Origin of the sequence: Pseudomonas faucium, from assembly GCF_021602585.1 — a bacterium.
Lineage (GTDB): Bacteria > Pseudomonadota > Gammaproteobacteria > Pseudomonadales > Pseudomonadaceae > Aquipseudomonas > Aquipseudomonas faucium.
On record NZ_BQIP01000022.1, the window covers coordinates 47,236 to 74,067 of the forward strand.

26 protein-coding genes and 1 other RNA gene are annotated in these 26,832 nt (G+C 65.0%); 11 read left to right on the forward strand and 16 right to left on the reverse strand.

All coding sequences use genetic code 11. The features are described 5' to 3' along the window. Positions 1 to 468 precede the first annotated feature (468 nt). The gene (locus tag L6D75_RS21730; protein WP_054894988.1) at positions 469 to 1,845 is read left to right on the forward strand and encodes a glutamine synthetase family protein; all 1,377 of its coding nucleotides are present in this window, start codon (positions 469 to 471) and stop codon (positions 1,843 to 1,845) included. Positions 1,846 to 1,998: 153 nt separating this feature from the next. On the opposite strand, the gene argA is transcribed toward L6D75_RS21730, so the two are convergent. Further along, on the reverse strand, positions 1,999 to 3,297 hold the full coding sequence (argA, locus tag L6D75_RS21735; RefSeq protein WP_176511643.1) for an amino-acid N-acetyltransferase: 1,299 nt from the start codon (positions 3,295 to 3,297) through the stop codon (positions 1,999 to 2,001). 125 nt (positions 3,298 to 3,422) lie between these two features. After that, positions 3,423 to 4,565, reverse strand: coding sequence for an acetylornithine deacetylase (gene argE / locus L6D75_RS21740; protein ID WP_176511642.1), 1,143 nt, complete (start codon positions 4,563 to 4,565; stop codon positions 3,423 to 3,425). 115 nt (positions 4,566 to 4,680) lie between these two features. Here argE and L6D75_RS21745 point away from each other — a divergent pair, with 115 nt between their 5' ends. Further along, the gene (locus L6D75_RS21745) at positions 4,681 to 6,057 is read left to right on the forward strand and encodes a CYTH domain-containing protein (protein WP_176511641.1); all 1,377 of its coding nucleotides are present in this window, start codon (positions 4,681 to 4,683) and stop codon (positions 6,055 to 6,057) included. An 84-nt stretch (positions 6,058 to 6,141) separates the two neighbouring features. Here the strand turns inward: L6D75_RS21745 and L6D75_RS21750 are convergent, their stop codons facing one another. Further along, complete coding sequence (locus tag L6D75_RS21750) at positions 6,142 to 6,612, reverse strand: Lrp/AsnC family transcriptional regulator (RefSeq protein WP_176511640.1); 471 nt, start codon at positions 6,610 to 6,612, stop codon at positions 6,142 to 6,144. Between the two features lie 126 nt (positions 6,613 to 6,738). Here L6D75_RS21750 and L6D75_RS21755 point away from each other — a divergent pair, with 126 nt between their 5' ends. The 3 genes from L6D75_RS21755 to L6D75_RS21765 all read left to right on the forward strand — a co-directional run bounded on the left by L6D75_RS21755 (position 6,739) and on the right by L6D75_RS21765 (position 9,236). Next, positions 6,739 to 7,056, forward strand: coding sequence for a hypothetical protein (locus L6D75_RS21755; protein WP_176511639.1), 318 nt, complete (start codon positions 6,739 to 6,741; stop codon positions 7,054 to 7,056). A 97-nt stretch (positions 7,057 to 7,153) separates the two neighbouring features. Then, positions 7,154 to 8,833 (forward strand): GspE/PulE family protein, encoded by a 1,680-nt coding sequence (locus tag L6D75_RS21760; protein ID WP_176511638.1) that lies wholly within the window; start codon positions 7,154 to 7,156, stop codon positions 8,831 to 8,833. A gap of 88 nt (positions 8,834 to 8,921) precedes the next feature. Then, on the forward strand, positions 8,922 to 9,236 hold the full coding sequence (locus tag L6D75_RS21765; protein ID WP_176511637.1) for a DUF2388 domain-containing protein: 315 nt from the start codon (positions 8,922 to 8,924) through the stop codon (positions 9,234 to 9,236). A gap of 6 nt (positions 9,237 to 9,242) precedes the next feature. Here L6D75_RS21765 and gcvP read toward each other — a convergent pair whose 3' ends face one another. The 10 genes from gcvP to L6D75_RS21815 all read right to left on the reverse strand — a co-directional run bounded on the left by gcvP (position 9,243) and on the right by L6D75_RS21815 (position 21,636). Next, positions 9,243 to 12,116, reverse strand: coding sequence for an aminomethyl-transferring glycine dehydrogenase (gene gcvP, locus L6D75_RS21770; protein WP_176511636.1), 2,874 nt, complete (start codon positions 12,114 to 12,116; stop codon positions 9,243 to 9,245). A gap of 177 nt (positions 12,117 to 12,293) precedes the next feature. Next, complete coding sequence (gene gcvH / locus L6D75_RS21775; RefSeq protein WP_176511635.1) at positions 12,294 to 12,677, reverse strand: glycine cleavage system protein GcvH; 384 nt, start codon at positions 12,675 to 12,677, stop codon at positions 12,294 to 12,296. Between the two features lie 47 nt (positions 12,678 to 12,724). After that, the gene (gene gcvT / locus L6D75_RS21780; protein ID WP_176511634.1) at positions 12,725 to 13,807 is read right to left on the reverse strand and encodes a glycine cleavage system aminomethyltransferase GcvT; all 1,083 of its coding nucleotides are present in this window, start codon (positions 13,805 to 13,807) and stop codon (positions 12,725 to 12,727) included. 123 nt (positions 13,808 to 13,930) lie between these two features. Continuing rightward, entirely contained in the window at positions 13,931 to 15,553 is a 1,623-nt protein-coding gene (locus L6D75_RS21785; protein WP_176511657.1) for an ABC transporter permease, read from the reverse strand. Between the two features lie 123 nt (positions 15,554 to 15,676). Next, positions 15,677 to 16,678, reverse strand: a complete 1,002-nt coding sequence (locus tag L6D75_RS21790; RefSeq protein WP_176511633.1) for an extracellular solute-binding protein — start codon at positions 16,676 to 16,678, stop codon at positions 15,677 to 15,679. Between the two features lie 144 nt (positions 16,679 to 16,822). Continuing rightward, the gene (locus L6D75_RS21795; RefSeq protein ID WP_176511656.1) at positions 16,823 to 18,040 is read right to left on the reverse strand and encodes a 2-octaprenyl-3-methyl-6-methoxy-1,4-benzoquinol hydroxylase; all 1,218 of its coding nucleotides are present in this window, start codon (positions 18,038 to 18,040) and stop codon (positions 16,823 to 16,825) included. Positions 18,041 to 18,049: 9 nt separating this feature from the next. After that, a complete protein-coding gene (locus L6D75_RS21800) occupies positions 18,050 to 18,532 on the reverse strand; it encodes a DUF4442 domain-containing protein (RefSeq protein WP_176511632.1) in 483 nt (160 codons plus the stop codon). Continuing rightward, positions 18,529 to 19,728, reverse strand: coding sequence for a 2-octaprenyl-6-methoxyphenyl hydroxylase (ubiH, locus tag L6D75_RS21805; RefSeq protein ID WP_176511631.1), 1,200 nt, complete (start codon positions 19,726 to 19,728; stop codon positions 18,529 to 18,531). Before ubiH ends, L6D75_RS21800 begins: the two co-directional genes overlap by 4 nt. Continuing rightward, positions 19,725 to 21,059, reverse strand: a complete 1,335-nt coding sequence (pepP, locus tag L6D75_RS21810; protein ID WP_176511630.1) for a Xaa-Pro aminopeptidase — start codon at positions 21,057 to 21,059, stop codon at positions 19,725 to 19,727. Before pepP ends, ubiH begins: the two co-directional genes overlap by 4 nt. Before the next feature lie 22 nt (positions 21,060 to 21,081). Then, positions 21,082 to 21,636, reverse strand: a complete 555-nt coding sequence (locus L6D75_RS21815) for a YecA/YgfB family protein (protein WP_176511629.1) — start codon at positions 21,634 to 21,636, stop codon at positions 21,082 to 21,084. A 182-nt stretch (positions 21,637 to 21,818) separates the two neighbouring features. Here L6D75_RS21815 and L6D75_RS21820 point away from each other — a divergent pair, with 182 nt between their 5' ends. The 4 genes from L6D75_RS21820 to L6D75_RS21835 all read left to right on the forward strand — a co-directional run bounded on the left by L6D75_RS21820 (position 21,819) and on the right by L6D75_RS21835 (position 23,179). Further along, positions 21,819 to 22,001, forward strand: coding sequence for a TIGR02449 family protein (locus L6D75_RS21820; protein WP_176511655.1), 183 nt, complete (start codon positions 21,819 to 21,821; stop codon positions 21,999 to 22,001). Then, positions 21,998 to 22,318, forward strand: coding sequence for a cell division protein ZapA (locus tag L6D75_RS21825; protein WP_176511628.1), 321 nt, complete (start codon positions 21,998 to 22,000; stop codon positions 22,316 to 22,318). Before L6D75_RS21820 ends, L6D75_RS21825 begins: the two co-directional genes overlap by 4 nt. 17 nt (positions 22,319 to 22,335) lie before the next feature. Continuing rightward, positions 22,336 to 22,515, forward strand: a non-coding RNA gene (gene ssrS / locus L6D75_RS21830) — 6S RNA. Between the two features lie 55 nt (positions 22,516 to 22,570). Further along, a complete protein-coding gene (locus tag L6D75_RS21835) occupies positions 22,571 to 23,179 on the forward strand; it encodes a 5-formyltetrahydrofolate cyclo-ligase (protein WP_176511627.1) in 609 nt (202 codons plus the stop codon). 16 nt (positions 23,180 to 23,195) lie between these two features. On the opposite strand, the gene L6D75_RS21840 is transcribed toward L6D75_RS21835, so the two are convergent. Continuing rightward, a complete protein-coding gene (locus L6D75_RS21840; RefSeq protein WP_176511626.1) occupies positions 23,196 to 23,351 on the reverse strand; it encodes a hypothetical protein in 156 nt (51 codons plus the stop codon). Positions 23,352 to 23,528: 177 nt separating this feature from the next. On the opposite strand from L6D75_RS21840, the gene L6D75_RS21845 reads away from it, so the two are divergent. After that, positions 23,529 to 23,981, forward strand: coding sequence for an EVE domain-containing protein (locus L6D75_RS21845; protein WP_176511625.1), 453 nt, complete (start codon positions 23,529 to 23,531; stop codon positions 23,979 to 23,981). Positions 23,982 to 24,378: 397 nt separating this feature from the next. On the opposite strand, the gene L6D75_RS21850 is transcribed toward L6D75_RS21845, so the two are convergent. Beyond that, a complete protein-coding gene (locus L6D75_RS21850) occupies positions 24,379 to 24,783 on the reverse strand; it encodes a flagellar basal body-associated protein FliL (RefSeq protein ID WP_176511624.1) in 405 nt (134 codons plus the stop codon). A 156-nt stretch (positions 24,784 to 24,939) separates the two neighbouring features. Between L6D75_RS21850 and L6D75_RS21855 the strand changes: the two genes are divergently transcribed. After that, positions 24,940 to 25,917, forward strand: a complete 978-nt coding sequence (locus tag L6D75_RS21855; protein WP_176511623.1) for an NADPH:quinone oxidoreductase family protein — start codon at positions 24,940 to 24,942, stop codon at positions 25,915 to 25,917. Positions 25,918 to 26,003: 86 nt separating this feature from the next. Here the strand turns inward: L6D75_RS21855 and L6D75_RS21860 are convergent, their stop codons facing one another. Next, positions 26,004 to 26,654, reverse strand: a complete 651-nt coding sequence (locus tag L6D75_RS21860) for a gamma-glutamylcyclotransferase (protein ID WP_176511622.1) — start codon at positions 26,652 to 26,654, stop codon at positions 26,004 to 26,006. Between the last annotated feature and the right edge of the window lie 178 nt (positions 26,655 to 26,832).

Sequence of the window (26,832 nt, forward strand, 5' to 3'; positions counted from 1 at the left end):
AGTCCGTAATGAGTTCGAAAGGCAGGAAGACAAGAAGCGCAGCGAAATGACGCTTTGAGGCCAGGTCCGGGCGCGCACAGCGTCAATTATTGCGGCCAGGGCGGCCACAGCGCGATTGATGCTTGCAGGAACGGCAGGTATACCCGAGCGCACTGCACAGGCAGCGCTTTCAGGTCGCGACAAGCGGACCATGTGACCCTCGTATTATTGTGTTCTGGGTTGGACCCGAGCTTAGCCTTGTTCATTTTTTTACACAACACCTCCGTAAAAAATAAAACACGGCATGTCGGAGATAGCCCTGGGCGGCGTAAATAGCGGATAATGGCACGCCCCGATATGCAGCAAATCTGCCGTCGATGTGCCATTTCAGGGCATCATGGGGTTGGCTTGACATCAGTAGGGCTTTTCGATTGACTGGTCCTGCAAGCCCCCCTTGATTGATATTTTTAACAACAAAGGTGTTGCATCATGTCGGTACCCCCGCGTGCCGTTCAGCTTAACGAAGCGAACGCGTTCCTTAAGGAACATCCTGAGGTTCTCTACGTTGACCTTCTGATTGCAGATATGAATGGTGTGGTGCGCGGCAAGCGCATAGAGCGCACCAGCCTCCACAAGGTTTACGAGAAAGGCATCAACCTGCCGGCCTCCCTCTTCGCCCTGGACATCAACGGTTCCACCGTCGAAAGCACCGGGCTCGGCCTGGACATCGGCGATGCCGACCGCATCTGCTACCCGATCCCTGGCACCCTCTCCAACGAACCTTGGCAGAAGCGCCCGACCGCGCAGCTGCTGATGACCATGCACGAAATCGAAGGCGAGCCGTTCTTCGCCGACCCACGCGAAGTGTTGCGCCAGGTGGTGAGCAAGTTCACCGACATGGGCCTGACCATTTGCGCGGCATTCGAGCTGGAGTTCTACCTGATCGACCAGGAGAACGTGAATGGCCGCCCGCAGCCGCCACGCTCGCCAATCTCGGGCAAGCGCCCGCAGTCGACCCAGGTCTACCTGATCGACGACCTCGACGAATACGCCGACTGCCTCCAGGACATCCTCGAAGGTGCCAAGGAGCAAGGCATCCCGGCCGACGCCATCGTCAAGGAAAGCGCCCCGGCGCAGTTCGAAGTCAACCTGCACCACGTTCCCGACCCGCTCAAGGCCTGTGACTACGCGGTACTGCTCAAGCGGTTGATCAAGAACATCGCCTACGACCATGAAATGGACACCACCTTCATGGCCAAGCCCTACCCGGGCCAGGCAGGCAACGGCCTGCACGTACACATCTCCGTGCTGGACAAAGATGGCAACAACATCTTCACCAGCGAGGATCCCGAGCAGAACGCCGCGCTACGTCACGCTGTCGGCGGTGTGCTCGAGACCCTGCCCGCGTCCATGGCGTTCCTCTGCCCGAACGTCAACTCGTACCGCCGTTTCGGCGCGCAGTTCTACGTACCGAACGCGCCGAGCTGGGGCCTGGACAACCGCACCGTGGCCCTGCGCGTGCCGACCGGTTCGCCCGATGCCGTGCGCATCGAGCACCGCGTGGCAGGTGCCGACGCCAACCCGTACCTGATGATGGCTGCCGTGCTGGCTGGCGTGCACCATGGCCTGACCAACAAGATCGAGCCGGGCGAGCCGATCGAAGGCAACTCGTACGAGCAGCTCGAGCAGAGCCTGCCAAACAACCTGCGCGATGCCCTGCGCGAGCTGGACGACAGCGAGATCCTCAACAAGTACATCGACCCGAAGTACATCGACATCTTCGTCGCGTGCAAGGAGAGCGAGCTGGAGGAGTTCGAGCATTCGATCTCCGACCTCGAGTACAACTGGTACCTGCACACCGTGTAAACGAAAACGCCGCCCATCAGGGCGGCGTTTTTCATTGTGATCTTGGGGCTGCCTTGCAGCCCTTTCGCGACACAAGGCCGCTCCTACAAAACCCCGCACTCACCTGTAGGAGCGGCCTTGTGTCGCGAAAGGGGCGCAACGCGCCCCCAAATATCACAACGGCTTCTCGAAGATCTTCGAATTGCGCTGGTAGTTGTAAAGCGAAGCCCGCGCCGCCGGCAGCCGCTCCACGCCACTGGGGGTAAAGCCCCGCTCACGGAACCAGTGCGCGGTGCGCGTGGTAAGCACGAACAAGGTATTCAAGCCCAACGCCCGCGCGCGCTCCTCGATGCGCTCGAGCAGCTCATCGCCACGCCGCCCATGGCGATACTCCGGGCTCACCGCCAGGCACGCCAACTCCCCGGCCTGCGAATCGGCAATCGGGTACAACGCCGCACAGGCGATGATCATCCCTTCACGCTCGACCACGCTGAACTGCTCGATCTCCCGCTCCAGCACCTCACGCGAGCGGCGCACCAGGATGCCCTGCTCTTCCAGCGGGCTGATCAGCTCTAGCAAGCCACCGACATCTTCGATGGTGGCCTCGCGCACCACTTCGAACTGCTCCTGCGACACCAGCGTACCGCCACCGCCACGGGTGAACAGCTCGGTCAGCAGCGCACCGTCCTCGGCATAACTGACGATATGGCTGCGCGCCACACCGCCCTTGCACGCCTCGGCGGCCGCATCCAGCAGCTCGGCCTGGTAATCGCTGCCCAGGCGCGCCAGGTGCGGCGCGATCTGCTGTGGGCGCAGCTCGCGCACCAGCTTGCCGTGCTCGTCGAGCAGGCCAGGTTCGGCGCCGAACAGCAGCAGCTTGTCGGCACCCAGCTCGATGGCGGCGCGGGTGGCCACGTCTTCGCAGGCCAGGTTGAAGATTTCACCGGTGGGCGAGTAGCCCAATGGCGACAGCAGCACGATGGAGCGCTCGTCGAGCAGGCGGCTGATGCCCTTGCGGTCGATGCGGCGCACTTCACCGGTATGGTGGTAGTCCACCCCTTCGAGCACGCCGATCGGGCGCGCGGTCACCAGGTTGCCGCAGGCCACGCGCAGCCGCGAGCCCTGCATCGGCGATGCGGCGATGTCCATCGACAGGCGCGCCTCGATGGCCAGGCGCAGGGCGCCGACCGCATCGATCACGCAGTCCAGGGTGGCCGCATCGGTGATGCGCATGCCGCGGTGGTAGTGCGGGGTCAGGCCGCGGGCCGCCAGGCGGCTTTCGATCTGCGGGCGCGAACCGTGCACCAGCACCAGGCGCACGCCCAGGCTGTGCAGCAGCACCAGGTCGTGGACGATGTTGCCGAAATTCGGGTGTTCCACCCCATCGCCGGGGAGCATGACCACGAAGGTGCAGTCGCGATGGGCATTGATGTACGGGGAGGCATGACGCAGCCAGTTGACGTAATCGGGCATGACAGGGCCTGTGGATAAAGGGGACGGAGAACGTTGGATGACACGGCGTTCAGGATCATCGTCGGAACAGGCTTGCGGTCACGCGCGGTCTCCTCTAGGCAAGAACGAATCAGCAGGGTGGACGTTTACTGGAGGCAATAGTGCCGGATCAGGTCACGCAATAGACGCACGGTAGGCTCGATTCGTGACATTTCCAGGTATTCGCCGGGCTGGTGGGCGCAGGCGATGTCGCCAGGGCCGAGCACGATGGTCTGGCAGCCCAGCTGCTGAAGATAAGGCGCCTCGGTGCCGAACGCCACCGCTTCGGCGCGATGCCCGGTGAGGCGCTCGGCCACCTGCACCAGCTCGGCATCGGCCGCCTGTTCGAACGGCGGCACGGCCGGAAACAGCGGCGCGTAGTCGATGCGGACTTCAAAGCGCTCGGCCAGCGGCCGCAGTTTTGCGCCAATGGCCGCGCGCAGCTGCTCCACATCCATGCCTGGCAGCGGGCGCAGGTCGAATTCCAGGGCGCATTGGCCACAGATGCGGTTGGGGTTGTCACCGCCATGGATGCAGCCGAAGTTCAGGGTCGGCGTGGGTACGCTGAATTGCGGGTTGCGGTAAGTGTCCTGCCATTGCCGGCGCAGGCCCATCAGCTCGCCCATCACCGCATGCATGGCCTCTAGGGCGCTGTGGCCCAGGCTTGGGTCCGAGGAATGGCCGCTGCGCCCGAGGATGTCGATGCGCTCCATCAGGATGCCCTTGTGCATGCGGATCGGCTTCAGGCCCGTGGGCTCGCCGATCACCGCGGCCCGGCCGAGCGGCTGCCCGGCCTCGGCCAGGGCGCGGGCGCCGGACATCGAGCTTTCTTCATCACAGGTGGCGAGGATCAGCAACGGCTGCTTGAAGTCATGTTCGAGCAAGGGGATCACCGCCTCGATGATCAAGGCGAAGAAGCCCTTCATGTCGCAGCTGCCAAGGCCCACCCAACGGCCATCGACCTCGCTGAGCTTGAGCGGGTCGCTGGCCCACAGCTGCTCATCGAAGGGCACCGTGTCGCTGTGCCCGGCCAGCACCAGGCCGCCTGGGCCAGTGCCGCGGCTGGCCAGCAGGTTGAACTTGCCCGGGCTGACCTGCTGGATATCGCAGCGAAAACCCAGGTCGCCCAGCCAGCCCGCCAGCAGGTCGATGACCTGGCGGTTCGACTGGTCCAGCGCAGGCTGGGTGCAACTGACCGAGGGCGCGGCGATCAGCGCGGCAAACTGGTCTTTGAGCGTGGGCAACGGCATGCGCGTACTCCTCGGAAGCGTTGCCCATCATAGGGCTATCCGCCGTAAGGAATAAACCGTTGCCAGCCCAGTCCTGTAGACTGCACGGCAATCACGCCTTCCCTTCGAGCCTGCGATGCACAAAGAAACCGAACTCAAGCTCCGCGCCAGCCGCGATACCCTCGCCGCCCTGCGCGAGCACCCTCTGCTGAAAAAGCGCAACAAGTCCGGCTGGCAGACCCGCGAACTGCTCAACCAGTACTTCGACACCCCCGAGCGTGACCTTGCCGCCGCCCGTGTCGCCCTGCGCCTGCGCCGTGACGGCGAGGAAGTGATCCAGACCCTGAAGTGCCGTGGCCAGAGCGTGGCCGGCCTGTCCGAGCGCAACGAGTACGAGTGGCACCTGGACAAGGTCAAGCTCGACCTGAAAAAGCTCGACGCCACGTGCTGGCCCGAGCAGCTGGCCGACCTGGACAAGAAAACCATCAAGCCGCTGTTCACCACCGATTTCACCCGCGAGTTCGCCGAAATCGCCTGGGGCCGTGGCAAGAGCAAGGTGGTGATCGAGGCCGCGCTGGACCAGGGCTTCGTGATCGCCGGCAAGCAAAAGGAAGAGATCTGCGAGCTGGAGCTGGAGCTGCGTGAAGGCGCACCGGAAGCCCTGCTGGAGCTGGCCGCCGAGCTGGCCGCCAGCCTGCCGCTGATGCCGTGCGACATCAGCAAAGCCGAGCGCGGCTACCGCCTGCTGGAGCCGGACAGCTACGAGCTGAGCCTGCCAAGCACCGAGCTGGACGCCGAAATGGCCCTGGACGATGCCTTCACCGCCCTCGCCTGGCAACTGCTGGGCAGCAGCCAGCGCCTGGCCGAGCAATACCGCCACAATGGCCACTGGCGCCTGCTGCAAGACTGGGTACAGTGCCTGGCCGAACTGCGCGCGCTGGTCAGCAGCCTGGGCCAGGCCGCGCCACGTGCCACCACCCGCGACCTGCGCGCCAGCCTCGACGCGCTGCTGGAAGACTGGCGCCCGCTGGTACAGGCCGGCAACGATGACGAAGACATCCGCCGCGCAGCGCCCGAGCAGTTCGTCGACGAGCTCGAAGACGTGCGCTGGGGCCAGTTCTCCCTGGAAACCTCGCGCTGGCTGCTGGCCCGCACCTGGACCGTGGAGCGCAAGGGCCGTGGCGAGCGCCAGGGCAAGGCGCAACTGGCCAGCTGGCTGGGGCACCTGCTGGGCGAGGAAGGCCGTGCGCTGAAACTGCCGCTGTACACCCAGCGCCCGGAAGACCTGGCCGAACAGCTGCCGCGCATCGAGCAGTTGCTGGCCTGGCTGCACCATGCACGCCAAGTGCTCGAAGCACCGCAGATGGACCGCCTGTATGGCGACCTGAAGAAGCTGCATGAGCTGGCCGAACAGCCACTGGGCGAAGAGCCTGGCGAGCTGCTTGAAGCGCGCATCGACCAGGCTCGGGCGATCGACCAGAGCCGTGGTTGGAAGCATCTGCTCAAGGCTTGATTGCGCAGCGGCCTCATCGCCGGCAAGCCGGCTCACACAGGTACACCACTGAACCCTGTGGGAGCCGGCTTGCCGGCGATGGCGTCAACGCATCAGTGGCAGGCTGGTAGTGGACTTGATCTCCGACAGCGCCACGATCGAATTGACCTCCTGAATCCCAGGCACGTTCGACAGCTTTTCGAAGAAGAACCGCTCATATGCCTCGATGTCCGAGGTGACGATGCGCAGCAGAAAATCCACCGACCCCATCAGCACGTAACACTCCAGCACTTCCGGAAAACCGCGAATCGCCTCGGTGAATTCGGTGAAGTTGGAGCGGCCATGGGCGTTGAGCTTCACCTCGGCGAAAATCTGCGTGTTCAGGCCCACCTTCTTGCGATCGAGCAAGGTCACCTGGCCGCGAATGATCCCCTCCTCCTTCAGCCGTTGAATACGGCGCCAGCAAGGCGATTGCGACAGCCCCACCCGCTCGGCGATCTGGGCGCTGGACAGCGAGGCGTCCTCCTGCAGCAGCTCGAGAATACGCCGGTCGTAGGCGTCCAATTCGCTCAGCATGATCAATCCTCTAAAACTGCGATTTACGAATAGATCTATTCGTCAACTTGGCAAACACGTCGAATCATAGCGAAAAAATGCCGGCCACAACCTGCAACAATTTCTCCCACCTCAGCGGAGACCAGCATGAACGCACTCGAACGCCCCCAACCGCGCAGCGATGTCTGGGCCGCCCACGCCAGCCACAGCACCGTGCGCTACTGCCTGCAGGCCGAAGCCGAGCCGGACAGCCTGTGCCGCGTGCTCAACCTGTTCGCCCTGCAGTTCCTGACCCCGCACAGCGTGCAGGTCAGCCAGCGGGATGACCTGCTCGACATCGAAATTGGCATCGGCGGGCTGAGCTGGCATCGGGCAGAGGTCATCGCGCAGAAACTGCGCAACCTGGTGTGTGTCGGGGACGTGACCCTGGAGAATCAGGTGCGCATGGAGATGGCGGTGGTCTGAACGGGCCCAGCAAACCTTCGAAACCTATTGCTCGCCCTGCAACCACCCTCCCCGGCTAGCCTTGCCCAGGCATTCATCACCTGGCACGGACGCCACCATGCACACCTGCGACGATCACGCCCTCGACCTGGCACAACTGCTCGAAGCCCTGCAGGCTGATCAGCATTTGGCAGTAAGCGACGCCCGCCGGGTACTCGAGGCCGCCGCCAGCCATCCAGGCCAGCACCCGCTGGAAACCATCGCCGCGCTGCAGCTGCGGGACCTGCGCAATCCTGCCCGCTGCCTGCACCTGGACAGCCTATGCCAATGGCTCGCCGGCAAGGTCGGCCAGCCCTTCCTGAACATCGACCCGCTGCAGCTCGACCTGGCCCAGGCCAATGGCCTGATATCGCCGGCCTTCGCGCGGCGCCATGGCATCTTCATCGTTGCCAGCGACGCCCACAGCATCACCGTGGCCAGCGCGCAGCCCTACCAGAACCACTGGCAGGCCGACCTCGCCCGCAGCCTCGGCAAGCCGATCGTGCGGGTGTTGGCCAGCCCGTTGCAGCTACGCCAGCTGGGCCAGTCGATGTCGCGCCTGGCCCATTCGGTACAAGGGGCGCAGCTGCAGCAGTCGGCCAGCGTCGGCGAGCTGGAACAGTGGCTGGAGGCAGGCAAGCGCCAGGCCGAAACCGGAGCCAACGACGCCCATATCGTGCACATCGTCGACTGGCTGTTGCAGTACGCGATCACCCAGCGCGCCAGCGACATTCACCTCGAACCCCGGCGCGACCAGGGCCACTTGCGCTACCGCATCGATGGCTTGCTGCATACCGTCTACGCATTCCCGGCGAGCGTCACCCTGGCGCTGGTCAGCCGGCTCAAGCACCTTGGGTGCATGGACGTCGCAGAAAAGCGCCGCCCGCAGGATGGCCGGGCCAAGCGCAGCCTGCCCGGCGGGGCCGAGGTGGAAATGCGCCTGTCGAGCCTGCCGACCGCGTTCGGCGAAAAGCTGGTGCTGCGCCTGTACGACCCGCAACAGGTGCAGGAAGACTTCGCCCAACTCGGCCTGGAAGGTGAGCAGCTGGCCCACTGGCAAGCGCTGTTGCAGCGCCGCCAGGGCATCCTGTTGGTCACCGGCCCCACCGGCTCCGGCAAGACCAGCACGCTGTACGCCAGCCTCAAGCAACTGGCCACGTCTGAGGTCAACCTGTGCACCATCGAAGACCCGATCGAGCGCCTCGAGCCCGCCTTCAACCAGCTGCAGGTACAACCGGCCCTGGGCCTGGGCTTTGCCGAGGGTGCGCGGGCGCTGCTGCGCCAGGATCCGGACATCATCATGATCGGCGAAATCCGCGACCGCGATACCGCCCTGGTAGCGGTGCAGGCAGCGCTGACCGGGCACCTGGTGCTGTCGACGCTGCACACCAACGACAGCTGCAGCGCCATTACCCGCCTGCAAGAGCTTGGTGTGGCCGACTACCTGATAAGGGCCACCCTCGCAGGCGTCATGGCCCAGCGCCTGGTGCGGGTGCTGTGTCGCCAATGCCAGGGCGGCGCATCGAGCGGCAACGGCCAGGCGTGCCAGCTGTGCCGAGGCACCGGCTTCCATGGCCGCACGGGGTTGTACGAGTTGCTGGTACCCAGCGACAACCTGCGCGCACGAATAGGCGCCGATCTGCTCAGCCTGCGACGGATAGCGCTGGATGAAGGGTTGCAGGACCTGCAACGCTGCGGGGAGGCGAAAGTGGCCCGTGGGCTGACCCGCTTCGAGGAGGTTCTGCGGGTCTGTTCCTGAGCAAAAAACCCTTGTATTCAAGGAACTTGCGCCTGTCTCAAAGGATCAAACCGGCAACTTCTACCCTCACCCTCCGAGGTGTTTCAACATGCGTTTCAAAACCGCCATCGCAGCCGCTGCCCTGCTTTCGTTGCCTGTAAGCTCCGCAATGGCCGATACCTTCTGGCGTAACGTGCTCTCCTCCGGCGCTACCACGGCATCGACCTACCTGACCTCGCGCGATCACAAGCTGGTGCTCGCCGCGCAGGACGATGCAGGCAGCTTCGTCGCCAGTGAAGGTGCGATTCGCGGGCCGTTCCTGGAATCGGCCATCCGCCAGGTGCGGGCTGAGAACCCCGGCATGCAGGCCTCCGACATGGAACTGGCCAACGCCATCCTGGCCAAGAACGCCGTCGCCGAGTAACCCCGTTCAGCGATAAGCCTCCACCGGCACGCACGCGCAGAACAGGTTCCTGTCGCCATACACGTTATCCACCCGGTTCACCGCCGGCCAGTACTTGTGCTGACGCACGTGAGCGCTGGGCGCTACCGCCTGCTCCAGGCTGTAGGGCCGGCTCCACGGCGCCAGCACGTCGGCCAGGGTATGCGGGGCGTGCTTGAGCGGGTTGTCCTCTGCCGGCCAGCTGCCGTCCTGCACCTGGTCGATCTCCGCACGGATCGCCAGCATCGCCTCGATGAAGCGATCCAGTTCCGCCTTCGACTCGCTTTCAGTGGGCTCGACCATCAGCGTGCCCGGCACCGGGAACGACATGGTCGGGGCATGGAAGCCGTAGTCCATCAGGCGCTTGGCAACATCCTCTTCGGTAATGCCGGTCTGCGCCTTGAGCGGCCGCAAGTCGAGAATGCATTCGTGTGCCACGCGCTGGTTGCGGCCGCGGTACAGCACCGGGAAGGCGCCGCCGAGCTGGCTGGCCAGGTAGTTGGCCGAGAGGATCGCCACCTCGCTGGCATCGGCCAGTTGCGGGCCCATCATGGCGATGTACATCCAGCTGATCGGCAAGATGCTCGCGCTGCCCCAGGGCGCGGCACTGACCGCGCTGTTGTTCGGGTCAAGGCCGGGTACCGGCACCACCGGGTGGCTGGCCACGAAGGGTTTCAGGTGGGCACGGATGCCGATCGGGCCCATGCCGGGGCCGCCACCGCCGTGGGGGATGCAGAAGGTCTTGTGCAGGTTCATGTGGGAAACGTCGGCGCCGATATCGGCTGGCCGCGCCAGCCCGACCTGGGCGTTGAGGTTGGCGCCGTCCATGTACACCTGGCCGCCATGCTGGTGCACGACGTCGCAGATTTCCCGGATGCCCTCCTCGTACACGCCATGGGTCGAGGGGTAGGTGACCATCAGGCAGGACAACCTGTCCCCCGCGGCCTGCGCCTTGGCCTTGAGGTCGCCGAGGTCGACATTGCCGTCATCGTCGCATTCGACGATCACCACCTCCATGCCAGCCATCTGCGCCGACGCGGGGTTGGTGCCGTGGGCCGATGACGGGATCAGGCACAAGGTGCGCTGGGGCTGGTGGCGGCTGCGGTGATAACGGGTGATCGCCATCAGCCCGGCGTATTCGCCCTGGGCACCGGAATTGGGCTGCATGCAGATGGCATCGAAACCGGTAATGGCGCACAACCAGCTTTCCAGCTCGTCGATCATCGCCTTGTAGCCGGTGGCCTGGGCTGCGGGCGCGAAGGGGTGAAGCTGGGCGAAGGCCGGCCAGGTAATGGGGATCATCTCGCTGCTGGCATTGAGTTTCATGGTGCAGGAGCCCAGCGGGATCATCGACTGGTTCAGCGCCAGGTCCTTGTTCTCCAGCTGCTTGAGGTAGCGCAGCATCTCGGTTTCGCTGTGGTGCAGGTTGAACACCGGGTGCGCCAGGAACGGCGTGCGCCGCACCAGTGCGGCAGGGATGCCCTCGGGCAGTGCCTGCTGGTCGAGCGTGGCGATGTCCAGGCCATGGTCGACGCCCAGGAAGATGTCGAGCAGCTTCAGTACCGTGTGCTCGGTGCAGGTTTCGTCGAGGCTGACGCCCAGGTGGCCGCGGCCCAGGATGCGCAAGTTGATGTGCGCCGCTTCCGCGCTTTCGATGATCGCCGCCTGGGCGCCGCCGACGTCCAGGGTCAGGGTGTCGAAGAAGTGCTGGTTGAGGCGCTTGAGGCCCTTGGCCTCGAGGCCCGCGGCCAGCACGAAGGTCAGCCGGTGCACGCGCTGGGCGATGCGCTGCAGGCCCTCGGGGCCGTGGTACACGGCGTAGAAGCCGGCCATGTTGGCCAGCAGGACCTGGGCCGTGCAGATGTTGGAGTTGGCCTTTTCGCGGCGGATATGCTGCTCGCGGGTCTGCAGCGCCATGCGCAGCGCGGTGTTGCCACGGGCATCGCGCGACACGCCGATGATGCGCCCGGGCATGGCCCGCTTGTAGTCGTCGCGGCAGGCGAAATAGGCCGCATGCGGGCCTCCGTAGCCCATCGGCACGCCAAAGCGCTGGGTCGAGCCCAGCACCACATCGGCGCCGAGCTCCCCAGGCGGCGTCAGCACCACCAGGCTGAGCAGGTCGGCGGCCACGCAGGCTACCGCGTGCTGGCCATGCAGCTGGTCGATCAGCGGTCGCAGGTCGCGCACCTCGCCATGGGTGTCGGGGTATTGCAGCAAGGCGCCGAACACCTGGTGCTGGGCGAGGTTATCCACAGCATCGACGATCAGCTCGAAGCCGAACCCTTCCGCACGGGTACGTAGCACCGACAGGGTCTGCGGGTGGCAATGTTCATCGGCGAAGAATGCATTGCTCTTGTTGCGTGCCACGCGCTTGGCCAGGGCCATGGCTTCGGCGGCAGCAGTGGCTTCATCGAGCAACGAGGCGTTGGCCAGGGCCAGGCCGGTGAGGTCGATGACCATCTGCTGGAAGTTCAGCAGCGCCTCCAGCCGGCCTTGGGCGATTTCTGGTTGATAGGGCGTGTAGGCGGTGTACCAGCCGGGGTTTTCCAGCACGTTGCGCAAGATGACGGTGGGGGTGACGGTGCCGTGGTAACCCATGCCGATCAGGCTGGTCCAGACCTGGTTCTGCGCGGCGTAGCTGGCGAGCTTGGCCAGCGCGGCCTGTTCGTCCAGGGCGGGCGGCAGGTCGAGGGCGCGGTTGAAGCGGATGCCCGGTGGCACGGTCTGCTCGATCAACGCGTTGCGGCTGTCGAGGCCGAGGGCCGCAAGCATGGCCTGCTGCTCCGAGGCATCGGGCCCCAGGTGGCGGCGCAGGAAAGGGTTGAGCTCTTGCAGTTGATGCAGGGATGGCGACTGGGACATGACGACGCTCTCTTCCTAGACCAGGTCTCATGGAGACTTATAAGTCTAGGAAGGATTGCCGAGTGTGCGGGAAAACTTGCTTGGGTAGTACTGGCCTCATCGCGGCTGAAGCCGCTCCTACAGGTAATCGACCGGCTTGTAGGAGCGGCTTCAGCCGCGATGGGGGGCGCTGCGGTCTTACTCGCCGATTGCGGCTTTGTAACCTGCCGCATCCAGCAGCTTGTCGAGCTCGGCCTTGTCGCTCGGCTTCAGCTTGAAGATCCACGCGCCGTAAGGCTCTTCGTTGAGCAGCTCAGGGCTGTCGGCCAGCGCCTCGTTGACCGCGATCACTTCGCCACCGACCGGGGCGTAGATATCGGAAGCCGCCTTTACCGACTCGACCACACCAGCCGCGTCGCCAGCTGCGAACACCTTGCCGACTTCGGCCAGTTCGACGAACACCACGTCACCCAGGGCTTCCTGGGCGTGGTCGCTGATGCCCACGGTGACGCTGCCGTCAGATTCCAGGCGCGCCCACTCGTGGCTTTCGGCAAAACGCAGATCGGCGGGGATATTGCTCATGTCTTGAATTCCTCGTTTGGGTCAGCGGTTCGGCCCGCCGTTAATTGTCAGATCAGAATCTTGCCGTGGCGCACGAAGGTGGGCTTGACCACCCGCACCGGGTACCACTTGCCGCGAATTTCCACCTCAGCACGGTCACCGGTGGCCATGGGCACGCGTGCCAGGGCAATGGACTTGCTCAGCGTAGGAGAGAAACTACCACTGGTGATCTCCCCTTCGCCAATGCCGGCAACGCGAACCACCTGATGGGCACGCAGAACACCGCGCTCTTCCAGCACCAGGCCAACCAGTTTGTCCTGCACGCCACGCTCGATTTCCGCCAGCAGCCCGGCACGGCCGATGAAGTCGCGCTCGGCAGGTTCCCAGGCGATGCTCCAGCCCAGGTTGGAGGTAAGCGGGGTGTGGCTTTCGTCGATGTCCTGGCCGTACAGGTTCATGCCGGCTTCCAGGCGCAGGGTGTCGCGGGCGCCGAGGCCGCTGGGGGCGATACCGGCGCCGACCAGGTCGTTGTAGAAGGTGACGGCTTCCTGGCCGGGCAGGATGATTTCCAGGCCGTCTTCGCCGGTATAGCCGGTGCGGGCAATGAACCACTCGCCGTCGGCGATGCCTTCGAACGGGCGCAGCTCACGAATCAGCGCGGCGCGCGAGGCGCTGAGCAACGCGGCGACCTTCTCACGTGCCTGCGGGCCCTGGATGGCCAGGATGGCCAGGTCCGGGCGCACCTCGAACTCGACCGAGAACCCGCCCTGCTGGGCCTTGAGCCAGGCCAGCACCTTGGCGCGGGTAGCGGCGTTGGTGACCAGGCGATAGCCGGATTCGGTGCGGTAGGCGATCAGGTCATCGATGACCCCGCCCTCTTCATTGAGCAGCGGGCTGTACAGCGCCTTGCCGACAGCGTCGAGCCGCGCGACATCGTTGGCCAGCAATCGCTGCAGCCAAGCGGTGGCATCAGGGCCACCGACGTCGATCACGGTCATGTGGGAAACATCGAAGATCCCGCAGTCGCTGCGCACCTGATGGTGCTCCTCGACCTGCGAGCCATAGTGCAGGGGCATGTCCCAGCCACCGAAATCGACCGTCTTGGCGCCAAGCGCCAGGTGCAAGTCGTACAAGAGCGTGCGCTGTCCCATGGGTTTCTCCTTCCGGGCGTGGCGAAGCGGCAGCGGTCGATGACGTTTAATCGTCAGCTCTTCTTGTAGGACCCGCCGCGCGAATGCCGCGCATTGTAGCCGCAAGGGCGCGGGCTGGCATCCTCAGTGACTGTGACCGGGGCGACGAGCGGAACGACGAATCAGCCCGATGACTGGCAACAGGCCCACCAGCACCAGCGTCAGCGCGGGCAGCGAGGCCCGCGCCCACTCGCCTTCGCTGGTCATCTCGAAGACTCTGACCGCCAAGGTATCCCAGCCGAACGGCCGCATCAGCAGGGTGGCGGGCATCTCCTTGAGCACATCCACAAACACCAGCAGCGCTGCGCTCAAGGCACCCGGCACCAGCAGCGGCAGATACACCTTGAAAAACAATCTCGCGCCGCCGACGCCCAGGCTGCGCGAGGCCTCGGGCAGCGACGGGCGGATGCGCTCCAGGCTGCTTTCCAGCGGCCCGTAGGCCACCGCGATGAAACGCACCAGATAGGCCAGCAACAGGGCTGCCAGGCTCCCCAGCAGCAGCGGTTTGCCGGCCCCGCCGAGCCAGGTGGAAAGCGGGATCACCAGGTGATTGTCGAGGTAGCTGAAGGCCAGCATGATCGACACCGCCAGCACCGAGCCCGGCAAGGCGTAGCCGAGGTTGGCCAGGCCGACGCCGGCACGTATGCCGCCGGTCGGCGCCTGGCGCCGGGCGAAGGCCAGCAGCAAGGCCACGCACACGGTGATCAGTGCGGCCATGGCGCCCAGGTACAGCGTGTGCAGCACCAGGCCGATGTAGCGTTCGTCCAGGTCGTGCCGCCCGCGCTGCCAGAACCACGCCAGCAACTGCAGCAGCGGGATGACGAAGGCGCAGGCGAACACCAGCAGGCACCAGCCGCTGGCCAGCAGCGCCTTGACCCCGCGCAGGTGGTACAGCGCCTGCCCGCGAGGCCGCTCGTTGCCACTGCGGGCCGCGCCGCGTGCACGGCGCTCGCCATACAGCACCAGCATCACCGCCAACAGCAGCAGGCTGGCGAGCTGGGCAGCGCTGGACAGGCTGAAGAAGCCGTACCAGGTCTTGTAGATGGCGGTGGTGAAGGTGTCGAAATTGAACACCGCCACCGCGCCGAAATCGGCCAGGGTTTCCATCAGGGCCAGGGCAATGCCTGCGCCGATGGCCGGCCGCGCCATGGGCAAGGCGACTCGCCAGAATGCCTGCAACGGCGACAGCCCCAGCACCCGCGCCGCTTCCATCAGGCCCTTGCCCTGGGCCAGGAACGCCGTGCGTGCGAGCAGGTAGACGTAGGGGTAGAACACCAGCACCAGCACCGTGATCACCCCACCGGTGGAACGCACCCGCGGCAGGCGCATGGGCCCGAACACTTCGCGCAGGGCGCTTTGCACGGGGCCGGAGAAGTCGAGCAGGCCGACGAAGACGAAGGCCAGCACGTAGGCGGGGATCGCGAACGGCAGCATCAGCGCCCAGTCCAGCCAGCGCCTGCCGGGGAACTCGCAGAGGCTGGTGAGCCAGGCCAGGCTCACGCCGAGCACCGTTACGCCCACGCCCACGCCCACCACCAGGGTCAGGGTGTTGCCGAGCAGGCGGCTCATCTGGGTGTCGAGCAGGTGCGACCAGATCTGCAGGTCGACCGATTGCCAGGCCAGCAGCAGGACGCTCAGGGGCAGCAGCACCAGCGCGGCGATCAGGGAGACCGGGAGGTACCAGCGGCGTTGGGGGGTGTGGGGCAAGGCTCGAATCTCGGTGATGATGGCGACCGCTTTGCGGTCGATCGCGGGCAAGCCCGCTCCTACAGGGAGCGGGCTTGCCCGCGATAGGGCCCTTGCAGGCCCCGCAAGGATAAAGCCTGGCGCTTAGTTCCAGCCAGCCCGATCCATCAGGCGAATGGCCTCGGCCTGGCGCTTGCCAGCCACTTCGACCGGAATGCTGTCGGCCTTGAAGCTACCCCAGGCCGCCACTTCTTCCGAAGGCTTGACCTTCGGGTTGGCCGGGAACTCCTGGTTGATGTCGGCAAACAGCTTCTGCGCCTTCTCGCCAGTCATCCATTCCACCAGCTGCTTGGCCGCTTCCGGGTGCGGTGCATGCTTGGTCAGGCCGATGCCCGAGAGGTTGACGTGCACGCCACGGTCGCCCTGGTTGGGCCAGAAGATCTTCACCGGCAGGTTGGGGTTCTGATTGTGCAGGCGGCCGTAGTAGTAGGTGTTGACCACCCCCACGTCACACTGGCCCGCCTCGATCGCCTTGATCACGGCGTTGTCGTCGGAGAACACATCGGTGGACAGGTTGTTGACCCAGCCCTTGACGATCTGCTCGGCCTTGGCCTCGCCGTGGTTCTCGATCAGCGTGGCGGTCAGCGACTGGTTGTAGACCTTCTTCGCCGTGCGCAGGCACAGGCGGCCTTCCCACTGCTTGTCGGCCAGGGCTTCGTAGGTGGTCAGCTCTTCGGGTTTGACCCGCTCGGTGGAGTAGATGATGGTGCGCGCACGCAGGCTCAGGCCGGTCCAGTCATGGGAGGAGGCGCGATACTGCGGCGGGATGTTCTGGTCGATGATGTCCGACTTGATCGGCTGCAGGATGCCCATCTGCTCGGCCTGCCAGAGGTTGCCGGCATCGACGGTGAGCAACAGGTCGGCCACCCCGTTCTCGCCCTCGGCCTTGATGCGCTGCATCAGCGGGGCTTCCTTGTCGGTGATGAACTTGACCTTGACCCCGGTTTCCTTGGTGTAGGCGTCGAACACGGGCTTGATCAGCTCGTCGATGCGCGAGGAGTACACCACCACTTCATCCGCTGCCTGAGCGGTGCCGCCGAACAAAGTCAGGGCCAGGGCGGCCAGTAGGGGCTTGCGTGGCAACATGGAAAGCACTCCTCGGATCGTATGAGAGGCGCAAATGGTAGTGAATCCCATTTTCCTGCTCACCTACCTAGCAGTTACCGGATGTTGCAAGGACTGCCTTGCAGTCCAATCGCCGGCAAGCCGGCTCCCACAGGCCCGACAACCTCAAGCCTTGGCCAGATCTGGCAGATCCCCTGAAAGCCCCAGCGCCTGCCGCACGAACAGCGCCTTGGCCTCGGGCATCTGCTCCACCAGCTTCAACCCGCTGTTGCGCAACCAGCGCAACGGCAGCGGATTAGCCTGGAACAACCGCTCGAAGCCTTCCATCGCGGCCATCAGCGCCAGGTTGTGCGGCATGCGCCGGCGCTCGTAACGGCTGAGCACCTTCACATCCGCCAGGCGCTCGCCGCGCTCGCAGGCATTGACCAGCACCTCGGCCAGCACAGCGGCATCGAGAAAGCCCAGATTGACGCCCTGGCCCGCCAGCGGGTGGATGGTGTGCGCGGCATCGCCGATCAGCGCCAGCCCCTCATCCACATAGCGCTTGGCGTGGCGCTGGCGCAGCGGCACGCACACCCGTGGGTCAGCCTCCAGCACTTCGCCCAGGCGCCCCTCGAAGGCGCGCTCCAGGGCCTTGCGGAAGGCCTCGTCAGGCAGCGCCATGAGCTGCTCGGCCTGCTCCGGGGTGGTCGACCAGACGATCGAACACCAGTCCTGCTTGCCATCACGCAACAGCGGCAGGAATGCCAGCGGCCCTTCGTCCGTGAAACGCTGCCAGGCCGTGGCCTGGTGCGCGGCGCTGCAGCGCACGCTGGTGACGATGGCGTGGTGCAGGTAATCCCACTCGCGGGTTTCGCAGCCGGCCAGGCGGCGCACGGCGGAATTGGCGCCGTCGGCAGCCACCACCAGCGGCGCGCGCAGGCGGCGGCCGTCGGCCAGGGTCAGCAGCCATTCATCGCCCGAGCGGCGCAACTGCTCCAGCCGGGCATTGGCCAGCAGGCCGATGTCGCTGTCGTGCAGGCGCTCCAGCAGGCCGTCCTGCACCACGCGGTTCTCGACGATGTGGCCGAGCACCTGGGCGTGCACGCTGGCAGCCGAGAAATGAATCTGCCCGGTGCCGCTGCCGTCCCACACGTGCATGTCGGTGTACGGCGCGGCGCGGCGCTTGGCGATGCCTTCCCAGGCGCCCAGGCGCTCGAGGATGCGCTGGCTGGCGGCCGACAGGGCACTGACCCGCGGCTCGAACGGCGCCTGTTCATCGAACGGCTTGACCGACAGCGGGCCACCGTCGAGCAGGAGAATTTCCAGGCCGCTGTGGCGCAACGCCAGGGCCAGGGCGCTGCCGACCATACCGGCACCGACAATCAACACATCTGCGCGCATTTCCATGCCTTACGCCAGCCTCGCTTGCGGCTTGAGCCGCACGTATAGGGTTTTATCGACCCGCGCCACCAGCTCGCCGGCAGCGTCGCGGATATCGACCTGCAAACGGGGCAGGTACTTCTTGCCGCTGGCGGTCTGCTGGCGGATCTCGTCCAGCAGCGCGTCATCGACGTGGAATTCGGCATACACCGGGCCCTTGCCCGGGGCGATGAAATCGATGCTGGCGGCCTTGTCCCAGACGATGTACTCGCGGCCCAGTTGCTCGATCAGCAACAGCATGTAGAACGGGTCGACCATCGAGTACAGGCTGCCGCCGAACTGGGTGCCGACGTAGTTGCGGTTCCAGCGCGTGAGCTTCATGCACACCTTGACGCTGCGCATGTCCGGGCTGATGTGCTGGATGCGGATACCGGCGCCGAGGTAGGGCGGGTAGAGGTTCAGCAGCCAGCGCAACATGCGCGCCCGGCGCGCCAGCTTGCGCGGGTTGCTCATGCCTGGCCTCGCGGATCGGGGCGGGTGCCCAGGCCCATGGCCTGGCGGGCGAACCAGCTTTTTGCCGGGGGCAGCAGGTCGAGCCCGAGCAGGCCGATGTTGCGCCCGGCGGCCAGCAATGGCTGGTTGCTGCCGAACAGGCGGGTGACCTGGTCGGAGAAACCGATGGTCAGGGCCTGGTCGAGGCGCTGGCGCTGGTGGTAGGCCTGCAAGGTTGCCAAGTCGCCTGGCTGCTGCGGGCCGGCCAGCAGCGCATCGGCCAACGACTGCACATCGCGCAGCGACAGGTTGAAGCCCTGCCCGGCAATCGGGTGCAGGCTGTGCGCGGCATTGCCGAGCACCACCAGGTGCGGGCGCACCTGCTCCTGCGCCTCGACCAGCGCCAGCGGATAGAGATGCCGGGCACCCACCTGGCGCAGCGCGCCAAGGCGGTAGCCGAAGGCATCCTGCAGCTCGCGCAGGAAGCTGCGTTCGTCGATTTCCGCCAGGCGCCTGGCGTCCATCCCCTTCCGGGTCCAGACCAGCGCGCAGCGGTTCTCCGGCAGCGGCAGCAGGGCCATCGGGCCTTGCTCGGTGAAGCGTTCGAAGGCTTGGCCGCGGTGGGCCTCGCCCGGGGTGATGTTGGCGATCAGCGCGCTCTGCTCGTAGGGCGTGCGGCGCACATGGATGCCCAGTTGCTCGCGCAGGCCAGAGCGGCCGCCATCGGCCAGCACCGCCAGGTCGCATTCGAGCAGGGTGTCGTCTTCCAGCTGCAACCGGTAGCCACCGTCGATGGCCTGCATCGCCCTGACTTCGGCCGGGCAACGCCAGCTCACCACTTCGCGGTCCAGGCCTTGCCACAGGCACTGGCCGAGCCAGGCATTCTCGACCACATAGCCGAGCGCGGGCACGCCCTCTTCCTGGGCATCCAGCCGCGTGGCGCCAAAGCGGCCACGGTCGGACACATGAATCTGCTGGATCGGCTCGGCCCGTGGGCTGATGGCCTGCCACAGGCCAAGCTGCTGGTAGATCTGCCGGGTGCCGAACGACAGCGCTGAGGAACGCGCGTCGTAGCTCGGCTGGAAGCTGTCGCCGGGCGCGAAGGGCTCGATCAGCACGATCTTCCAGCCCCGCGCCCTGGCCCCTGCCTGCAGCGCCAGGGCCAGGCTCGCGCCCACCAGGCCGCCGCCAATGATCGCCAGGTTGACCCGACTCATGCCGCGTCCTTGCGCGCAGCCTGCATCAGCGCCTCGATCTCGCCGACCGTGCTGGGCACGCCCGATGTCAGAATTTCACAACCTTGCCTGGTGACCACCACGTCGTCCTCGATCCTGATGCCGATGCCGCGCCATTTCTTCGCGACATTCTGGTTGTCGGCGGCAATGTAGATGCCTGGCTCGACGGTCAATGCCATGCCCGGTTCCAGCACGCGCCACTGGCCGCCGACCTTGTATTCGCCGACATCGTGCACGTCCATGCCCAGCCAGTGTCCGGCACGGTGCATGTAGAAGGCCCGGTAGGCCTCGTTGTCGATCAGTGCCTGCACCTCGCCCTTGAGCAGCCCCAGTTCCACCAGGCCGGCGGTGATGACCCGCACGGTCGCCTCGTGGGCGTGGTTCCAGTGCTTGCCCGGGGCGATCTCGGCGAAGGCGGCGTGCTGGGCCTTGAGCACCAGCTCGTAGATGGCCTTCTGCTCTGGCGAAAAACGCCCGCTGACCGGGAAGGTGCGGGTGATGTCGCTGGCATAGCAGTCGATCTCGCAGCCGGCATCGATCAGCACCAGGTCGCCATCCTTGAGCGGGGCGTCGTTTTCCTGGTAATGCAGGATGCAGCCATTGCGCCCGGCGGCCACGATGGAGCCATAGGCCGGCATCTTCGCCCCGCCCTTGCGGAACTCGTAGTCCAGCTCGGCTTCCAGGCTGTACTCGTGCAGCCCGGCCCGGCATGCCTGCATGGCCCGCACATGGGCCCGCGCGGAAATCGCCGCGGCGGCGCGCATCACCTTCACTTCCGCCGCCGATTTATACAGGCGCATGTCGTGCAGCAGGTGATCCAGCGCAACGAACTCGTTCGGCGGCTGGGCGCCGAGGCGGGCCTTGGAGCGGATCACGTTGATCCAGTCCATCAGCCGGCGGTCGAACTCGGCGTTGCTGCCCATGGCGCTGTAGACCCGCTCGCGGCCCTCGATCAGGCCGGGCAGGATTTCGTCGATGTCGGTGATCGGGAAGGCATCGTCCGCGCCAAAATCACGGATCGCGCCTTCCTGCCCGGCACGCAGGCCGTCCCATTGCTCGCGCTCGGGGTTGCGCTCGCGGCAGAACAGCACGTACTCGCCATGCTCACGGCCCGGGATCAGCGCAATCACAGCCTCAGGCTCGGGGAAGCCGCTGAGGTACTGGAAGTCGCTGTCCTGGCGGTACACGTGCTCGACATCGCGGTTGCGGATGGCGACCGCGGCAGCCGGCAGGATGGCAATGCTGTTGGGGACCATCTGCGCCATCAGCGCCTTGCGCCGACGGGCATACTCGGCCTTGGGTATGTGGCTCATGGGCAGAACTACCCCCGGTTGATCAGTGCAGCGATGGTTTTGGCGCAGGCGCGGCAGGTGCGGCCAGTTCCGTGTACAGCAGCAGCGGCGCGACGCGCAGGTACTCCATGACTTCCATGTAGTCGCTCTCGCCGTCTTCGGACTCTTCCAGCGCTTCCTGGACCTGGGAAATGGCCACCAGGTCCTGGAGCACTTCCTTGGCATCGGTGGACAGGTCCTTGCCGCCGGCGTTCAGCCCGAAGCCGGCGATGAAGCCCTGGCACCACTGGCCCAGCGCGGTGGCGCGCTCGGTGAGCGAGGTTTCGTCGCCTGGCAGCAGCAGGACGATGGCGATGTCTTCGCCGGTGAGCTCGGCCTTGACCATCTCCTGCAGGCCGATCAGGGCGGCGCGCACGGAGTCTTCGGGCTCGTTCTCCAGCACGCCGGCGGCGTCGGCCAGCCAGGCGTCGGCATCGAAGCCGGCGCCGGCGCAGCTACGGCCAATCAGCAGGCCATGCAGCTCGGCAGGGGAAACAGGGTGGCCGTTGCTCGAGAGCAGCGCGGCGAATGCGGTGTAGGGCGATTGGGTATTAGGCATGGTCGGCTAGGCGCCAGACGGCGCATTTGACTAGAATGAAGACCTTGTATCCTAGCATCGGCAGGCGCGCCAAGACCATCGGCACTGGCCGTCGCCGTACAGGGAGAGGCATCATCGCCGGGTGATTCAATGACGGAGCGAATCGAGTGCAACCCACGCAAGAGAACGACCTGCAAGCGCTGATGAGCCGGTTCGAGTTGCTGATCGCACGTGTCGAGCAACTAAAACGGCAAAATGCACTCCTAGTAGCTCAGGAAAAATCCTGGCGCGAGGAACGCGCCCACCTCATCGAAAAGAACGAAATCGCCAAGCGCAAGGTCGAGTCGATGATTTTACGCCTGAAGGCCCTGGAGCAAGACTCATGAGTTCAAGCAATAGCGTCACCGTGCAGATCCTCGACAAGGAATACTCGATCATCTGTCCACCGGAAGAGCGCAACAACCTGGTCAGCGCCGCACGCTATCTGGACGGCAAGATGCGCGAGATCCGCAGCAGCGGCAAGGTGATCGGCGCCGACCGCATCGCCGTGATGGCTGCGCTGAACATCACCCACGAGATGCTGCACCGCCAGGAAGATCGCAAGGATGCGCCGGTGGGCAGCACCAACCGCGAACAGGTCCGCGACCTGCTCGATCGCGTCGACAAGGCTTTGTCCGACGATGCGGATACCAAAATCGGCTGAGATTGGTATACTGGCGCGACTCCCTGGGGGATGCGCCAGTCGGTTATGTCCCTGAGCCGATACGCACAACCACGGGGGTTGCACGCTGGGGCCGGTGTGCATGTCCGCCCGACGGAAAGCCTTAACGCCCCCTGCAATCTCCACCTTGAACTTTCGGGTTCAAGGGCTACACCGATAGCGGTCTTATCGGGGAGCCTGATTCCTTTGCCTGCAGGCTCTGCAGGCAATCCGACACCTGGGACAGCCAGTGCCATGACCGAAACTGCGCCGCTCACCCGCCCCCAGCTTCGTCGTCTGCTTCGCAACGCCCGCCGCGCGCTCACGCCTGCCCAACAGCAGCAGGCTGCCGCGGGCCTGTATCGCCAGCTGGCCCAGCACCCGCTGTTCCGCCGCGCCCGCCACATCGCCCTGTACTTGCCCAACGACGGTGAAATCGACCCGCAATGGCTGCTGCGCGAAGCCCAGCGCCGGGGCAAGCGCACCTACCTGCCGGTGCTGCATGCCTGGCCGCGCACACGCATGGTGTTCCAGCGCTTCGAACAGGGCGAAAAGCTCAAGCGCAACCGCTTTCGTATCCCCGAACCTGTCACTGACCGCAAGCGCCAGCGCCCGGTCTGGTCACTGGACCTGATCCTGCTGCCGTTGGTCGGCTTCGATGAAGTGGGCGGGCGGCTGGGCATGGGCGGTGGCTTCTACGACCGCAGCCTGGCTTACCAGGCGCGCCGCAAGGCGTGGAAGAAACCGTTGCTGCTGGGGCTGGCGCATGAATGCCAGAAGGTCGAACGGCTGGCTCAGGCCAGTTGGGATGTACCGTTGCAGGGCACGGTCTCGGACCGTGGCTGGTACCTGGCGCCGAACTGAGCGGCGCCCGCGGGGGCTAGCGTTTGGCTTGGGCCTGGCCGGCGTCGACCGGCGCCTGGTAGGCAGTGTCGAGCTTGCGCTCCCAGATGCCTTGGGCATAACCGGTGGTGACCACACCCAGACCAAAAATGAAGACCAGGATCCACAGCAGATCCGGTTTGCGTTGGTTCATCGAATAATGCCCCCCTAGGCACTGTTCAGGCTCGGCGACCTTCTTGGTGTCGCCGGAGCGTCTAGCTTTAAAATCGGCGCATTTTCCGACAACCTGAGTCGACACGCAAACGTTGACGCCAACCGGCTGTCGGTTTCGTGCAACAGGTTATTTCAAACCTTTTCAGGAGCAGCATCCATGGCCTATTGGCTGATGAAATCCGAGCCCGACGAACTGTCGATCGAGGGGCTGGGCCGCCTGGGCGAAGCGCGCTGGGATGGCGTGCGCAACTACCAGGCACGCAATTTCCTACGGGCCATGAGCGTAGGCGACGAGTTCTTTTTCTACCACTCCAGTTGCCCACAACCTGGCATTGCCGGTATTGCCCGCATCACCACGGCGGCTCACCCCGACCCAACCGCGCTGGACCCGGAAAGCCACTACCACGACGCCAAGGCCAGCGCCGAAAAAAACCCCTGGAGCGCGGTGGACGTGGCGCACGTGAAGACGTTCAGGCAGGTCCTGGGGCTGGGGCTGCTCAAGCAGCAGAGTGCGTTGGCGGAACTGCCGCTGGTGCAGAAAGGCACGCGCTTGTCGGTGATGCCGGTGACTGAAGAGCAGTGGGCGGCGATCATCGCTTTAACGCGGTGATCCATACCTCAGCACTCACTTGGACTGAAAAGACAAAGGGCGCCTTGCGGCGCCCTACTCACAGACAGGTTGGCTTGTCATCGCCTTGCACCTGCCCGGCTCTGTAATTGCTGGCATGGCCAGGATCCGCAGAGTCTCACAAGCCCTTTTCAGGAACCCACCCAGTATGGTGCATCAACTGCACCAGTGGCAACGGCCCGCTCTATTGCTGAATGTGTGAGTCCAAGTGCGAAGCAAACAGCAGCTTGAACAGCGGCGAAATGCTCCAACTGCAGGGTAGGTACGAGATACTCTCGCCCACAATCTAGCGTGCAAGCCGCGTCGAAACTTGGAATCTGGCAAGCCTACCGAAGAGATAGAAAGCTCCTACGCTGAAACCGCCTCAAACTGGCCAATATCACTGCACAATCAGGTTATTGAACAGCAAATCCTCGACAATCGGCTTGCCCTCTTCCGACTCCAGCACCTGCTGCACCTGCTTCAACGCTTCCTGGCGCAGCTTTTCCTTGGCATCGACGTTGCTCAGGTTATCCACACTCTGCTGGGCAAACAGCGCCACCAGCTGGTTGCGGATCAGCGGCTCGTGGTGTTTCACCGCCGCCGCCGCGGCATCGCCGGTCACGCGCAGGGCCACATCGGCCTTGTACACGCGCAGCTTGGGGCCGCCATCGAGGGCGTAGTTGCCGACGAAGGGCGGGCTCAGGCTGATGTAGGAAACCTTGGGGGCTCCCTCGCTGGCTTCTTCGGCCATGGCCGCCGCTGGCAGCATCAGGGCCAGCACCATCAAGATCCACGCTTTCACGAATTTGCTCCTCAACACGATTGGCGCCAGCTTACCCAGCACACCACTGAAACCCAAGCCCAGGCTTATGCCGGCCCATCAGGGCCGGGCATGCTCGTTGACCGGGCAGGCGGCCCTCCTACACTTATCGGCCACTACCCGCAAAGGAATAGGCCGATGAAAGCTGTGCTGTGCAAAACCCTGGGTCCGGCCCGCGACCTGGTACTGGAAGAGGTGGCCAGCCCGGTGCCGAAAAAGAACGAGATCCTGCTCGATGTGCAGGCGGCCGGGGTCAACTTCCCCGACACCTTGATCATCGAAGGCAAATACCAATTCCAGCCACCGCTGCCGTTTTCCCCAGGCGGCGAGGCTGCCGGGGTCATCGCTGCGGTCGGGGAAAAGGCCGGCGCGTTCAAGGTCGGTGACCGGGTAATGGCCCTGACCGGCTGGGGGGCGTTTGCCGAACAGGTGGCGGTGCCGCACTACAACGTGCTGCCAATCCCCCAGAGCATGGATTTCACCACCGCCGCCGCGTTCGGCATGACCTACGGCACCTCGATGCACGCCCTCAAGCAGCGCGGCCAGCTACAGCCCGGTGAAACCCTGCTGGTGCTGGGCGCGTCCGGCGGTGTTGGCCTGGCGGCGGTGGAAATTGGCAAGGCCATGGGCGCCAAGGTGATCGCTGCCGCCAGCAGCGCAGAAAAGCTTGCCGTGGCCAAGGCCGCAGGCGCCGATGAACTGATCGACTACAGCCAGGCCAGCCTCAAGGACGAAATCAAGCGCCTGACCGGCGGCCAGGGTGTGGACGTGATCTACGACCCGGTGGGTGGCGAGCTGTTCGACCAGGCCGTGCGCGGGCTGGCCTGGAACGGGCGGTTGCTGGTGGTGGGGTTCGCCAGCGGAACGATCCCGCAGATGGCGGCAAACCTGGTGCTGCTCAAGGGCGCTGCGGTGCTCGGGGTGTTCTGGGGCGCCTTTGCCCAACGCCAGCCGCAGGATAACGCGGACAACTTCAAGCAGCTGTTCGCCTGGCATGCCGAGGGCAAGCTCAAGCCGCTGGTATCGAAGACTTATCCACTGGCTGAGGCGGGGGCAGCAATCGAACAGCTGGGGCAGCGCAAGGCTGTGGGTAAGTTGGTGGTGCTGGCCAGGTAAGGCTACTGGCCGAGGGTTTTCAGGCAGGCCCTATCGCCGGCAAGCCGGCTCCCACAGGGCCGGCGATGGGGCTGCCACAGGCTGGGTCAAACCTCGCGCAAGTTATGGCAACGCCGAAACCGCGCTTCGAGGTTGCGGTCTGGCATCTGGTGCGTGCGCAAGGCGTTCAGCGTCTGCTCGACGTAATCACGCGTGGTGCCATAGCGCCCCTTGGCACTGGCCAGGATCTGGCTGAGCAAGGTATCCGGCAGGTTGCCGGCATAGCATGGCAAATGCCGCTCCAGCACGAAGCCCAGGGCCTGCACGCGGCTGCCATCATCCAGGCGACAACTGAGCCAATGCGGCCGATAGGCCGGGTACGGCATCTCCCGCTGCCACAGCGCCATCAGCGAGTCGTTGAGGTTGCTTTCATCGAGGCGGTAGGCAAACCCGCTGCAGGAGCCACCACGGTCCAGCCCGAACACCAGCCCTGGTGTTTCCGGCGTGCCGCGGTGTTCGTGCGACCACAAGTAAAGCCCACGGTGGTAACCATGCACCCGCGCCCGCTGACGCTCCACCGAATTGCATTCCGGGCGCCAGATCAGCGATCCATAGGCAAACAGCCACACGGGGCCGCCCTGATGCCGCGACATGGTCGACTGCATGGAAGTGAACAGTTGCTCGTGAGTCAGTTGTTGGCCGAAGTCGAGCGTGGGAGGGTATGAAACTTTCCAGGACGAACTTTCAAGTGCCGACATAAGCTGCCGCCATTATCCCCTGTGAACTACCGATGGTGCGGAGAACCGCCGCGTGGCGGGGCTTGCGCCGTCACTGCGGGGTACATGCAATTACCATAGGATACAAACACGCCAGCACTCAAGCCCTGCGGGCAATGTTTCACGCAGACTTCCGACGATTGGAACGCAGTGTTGCAAG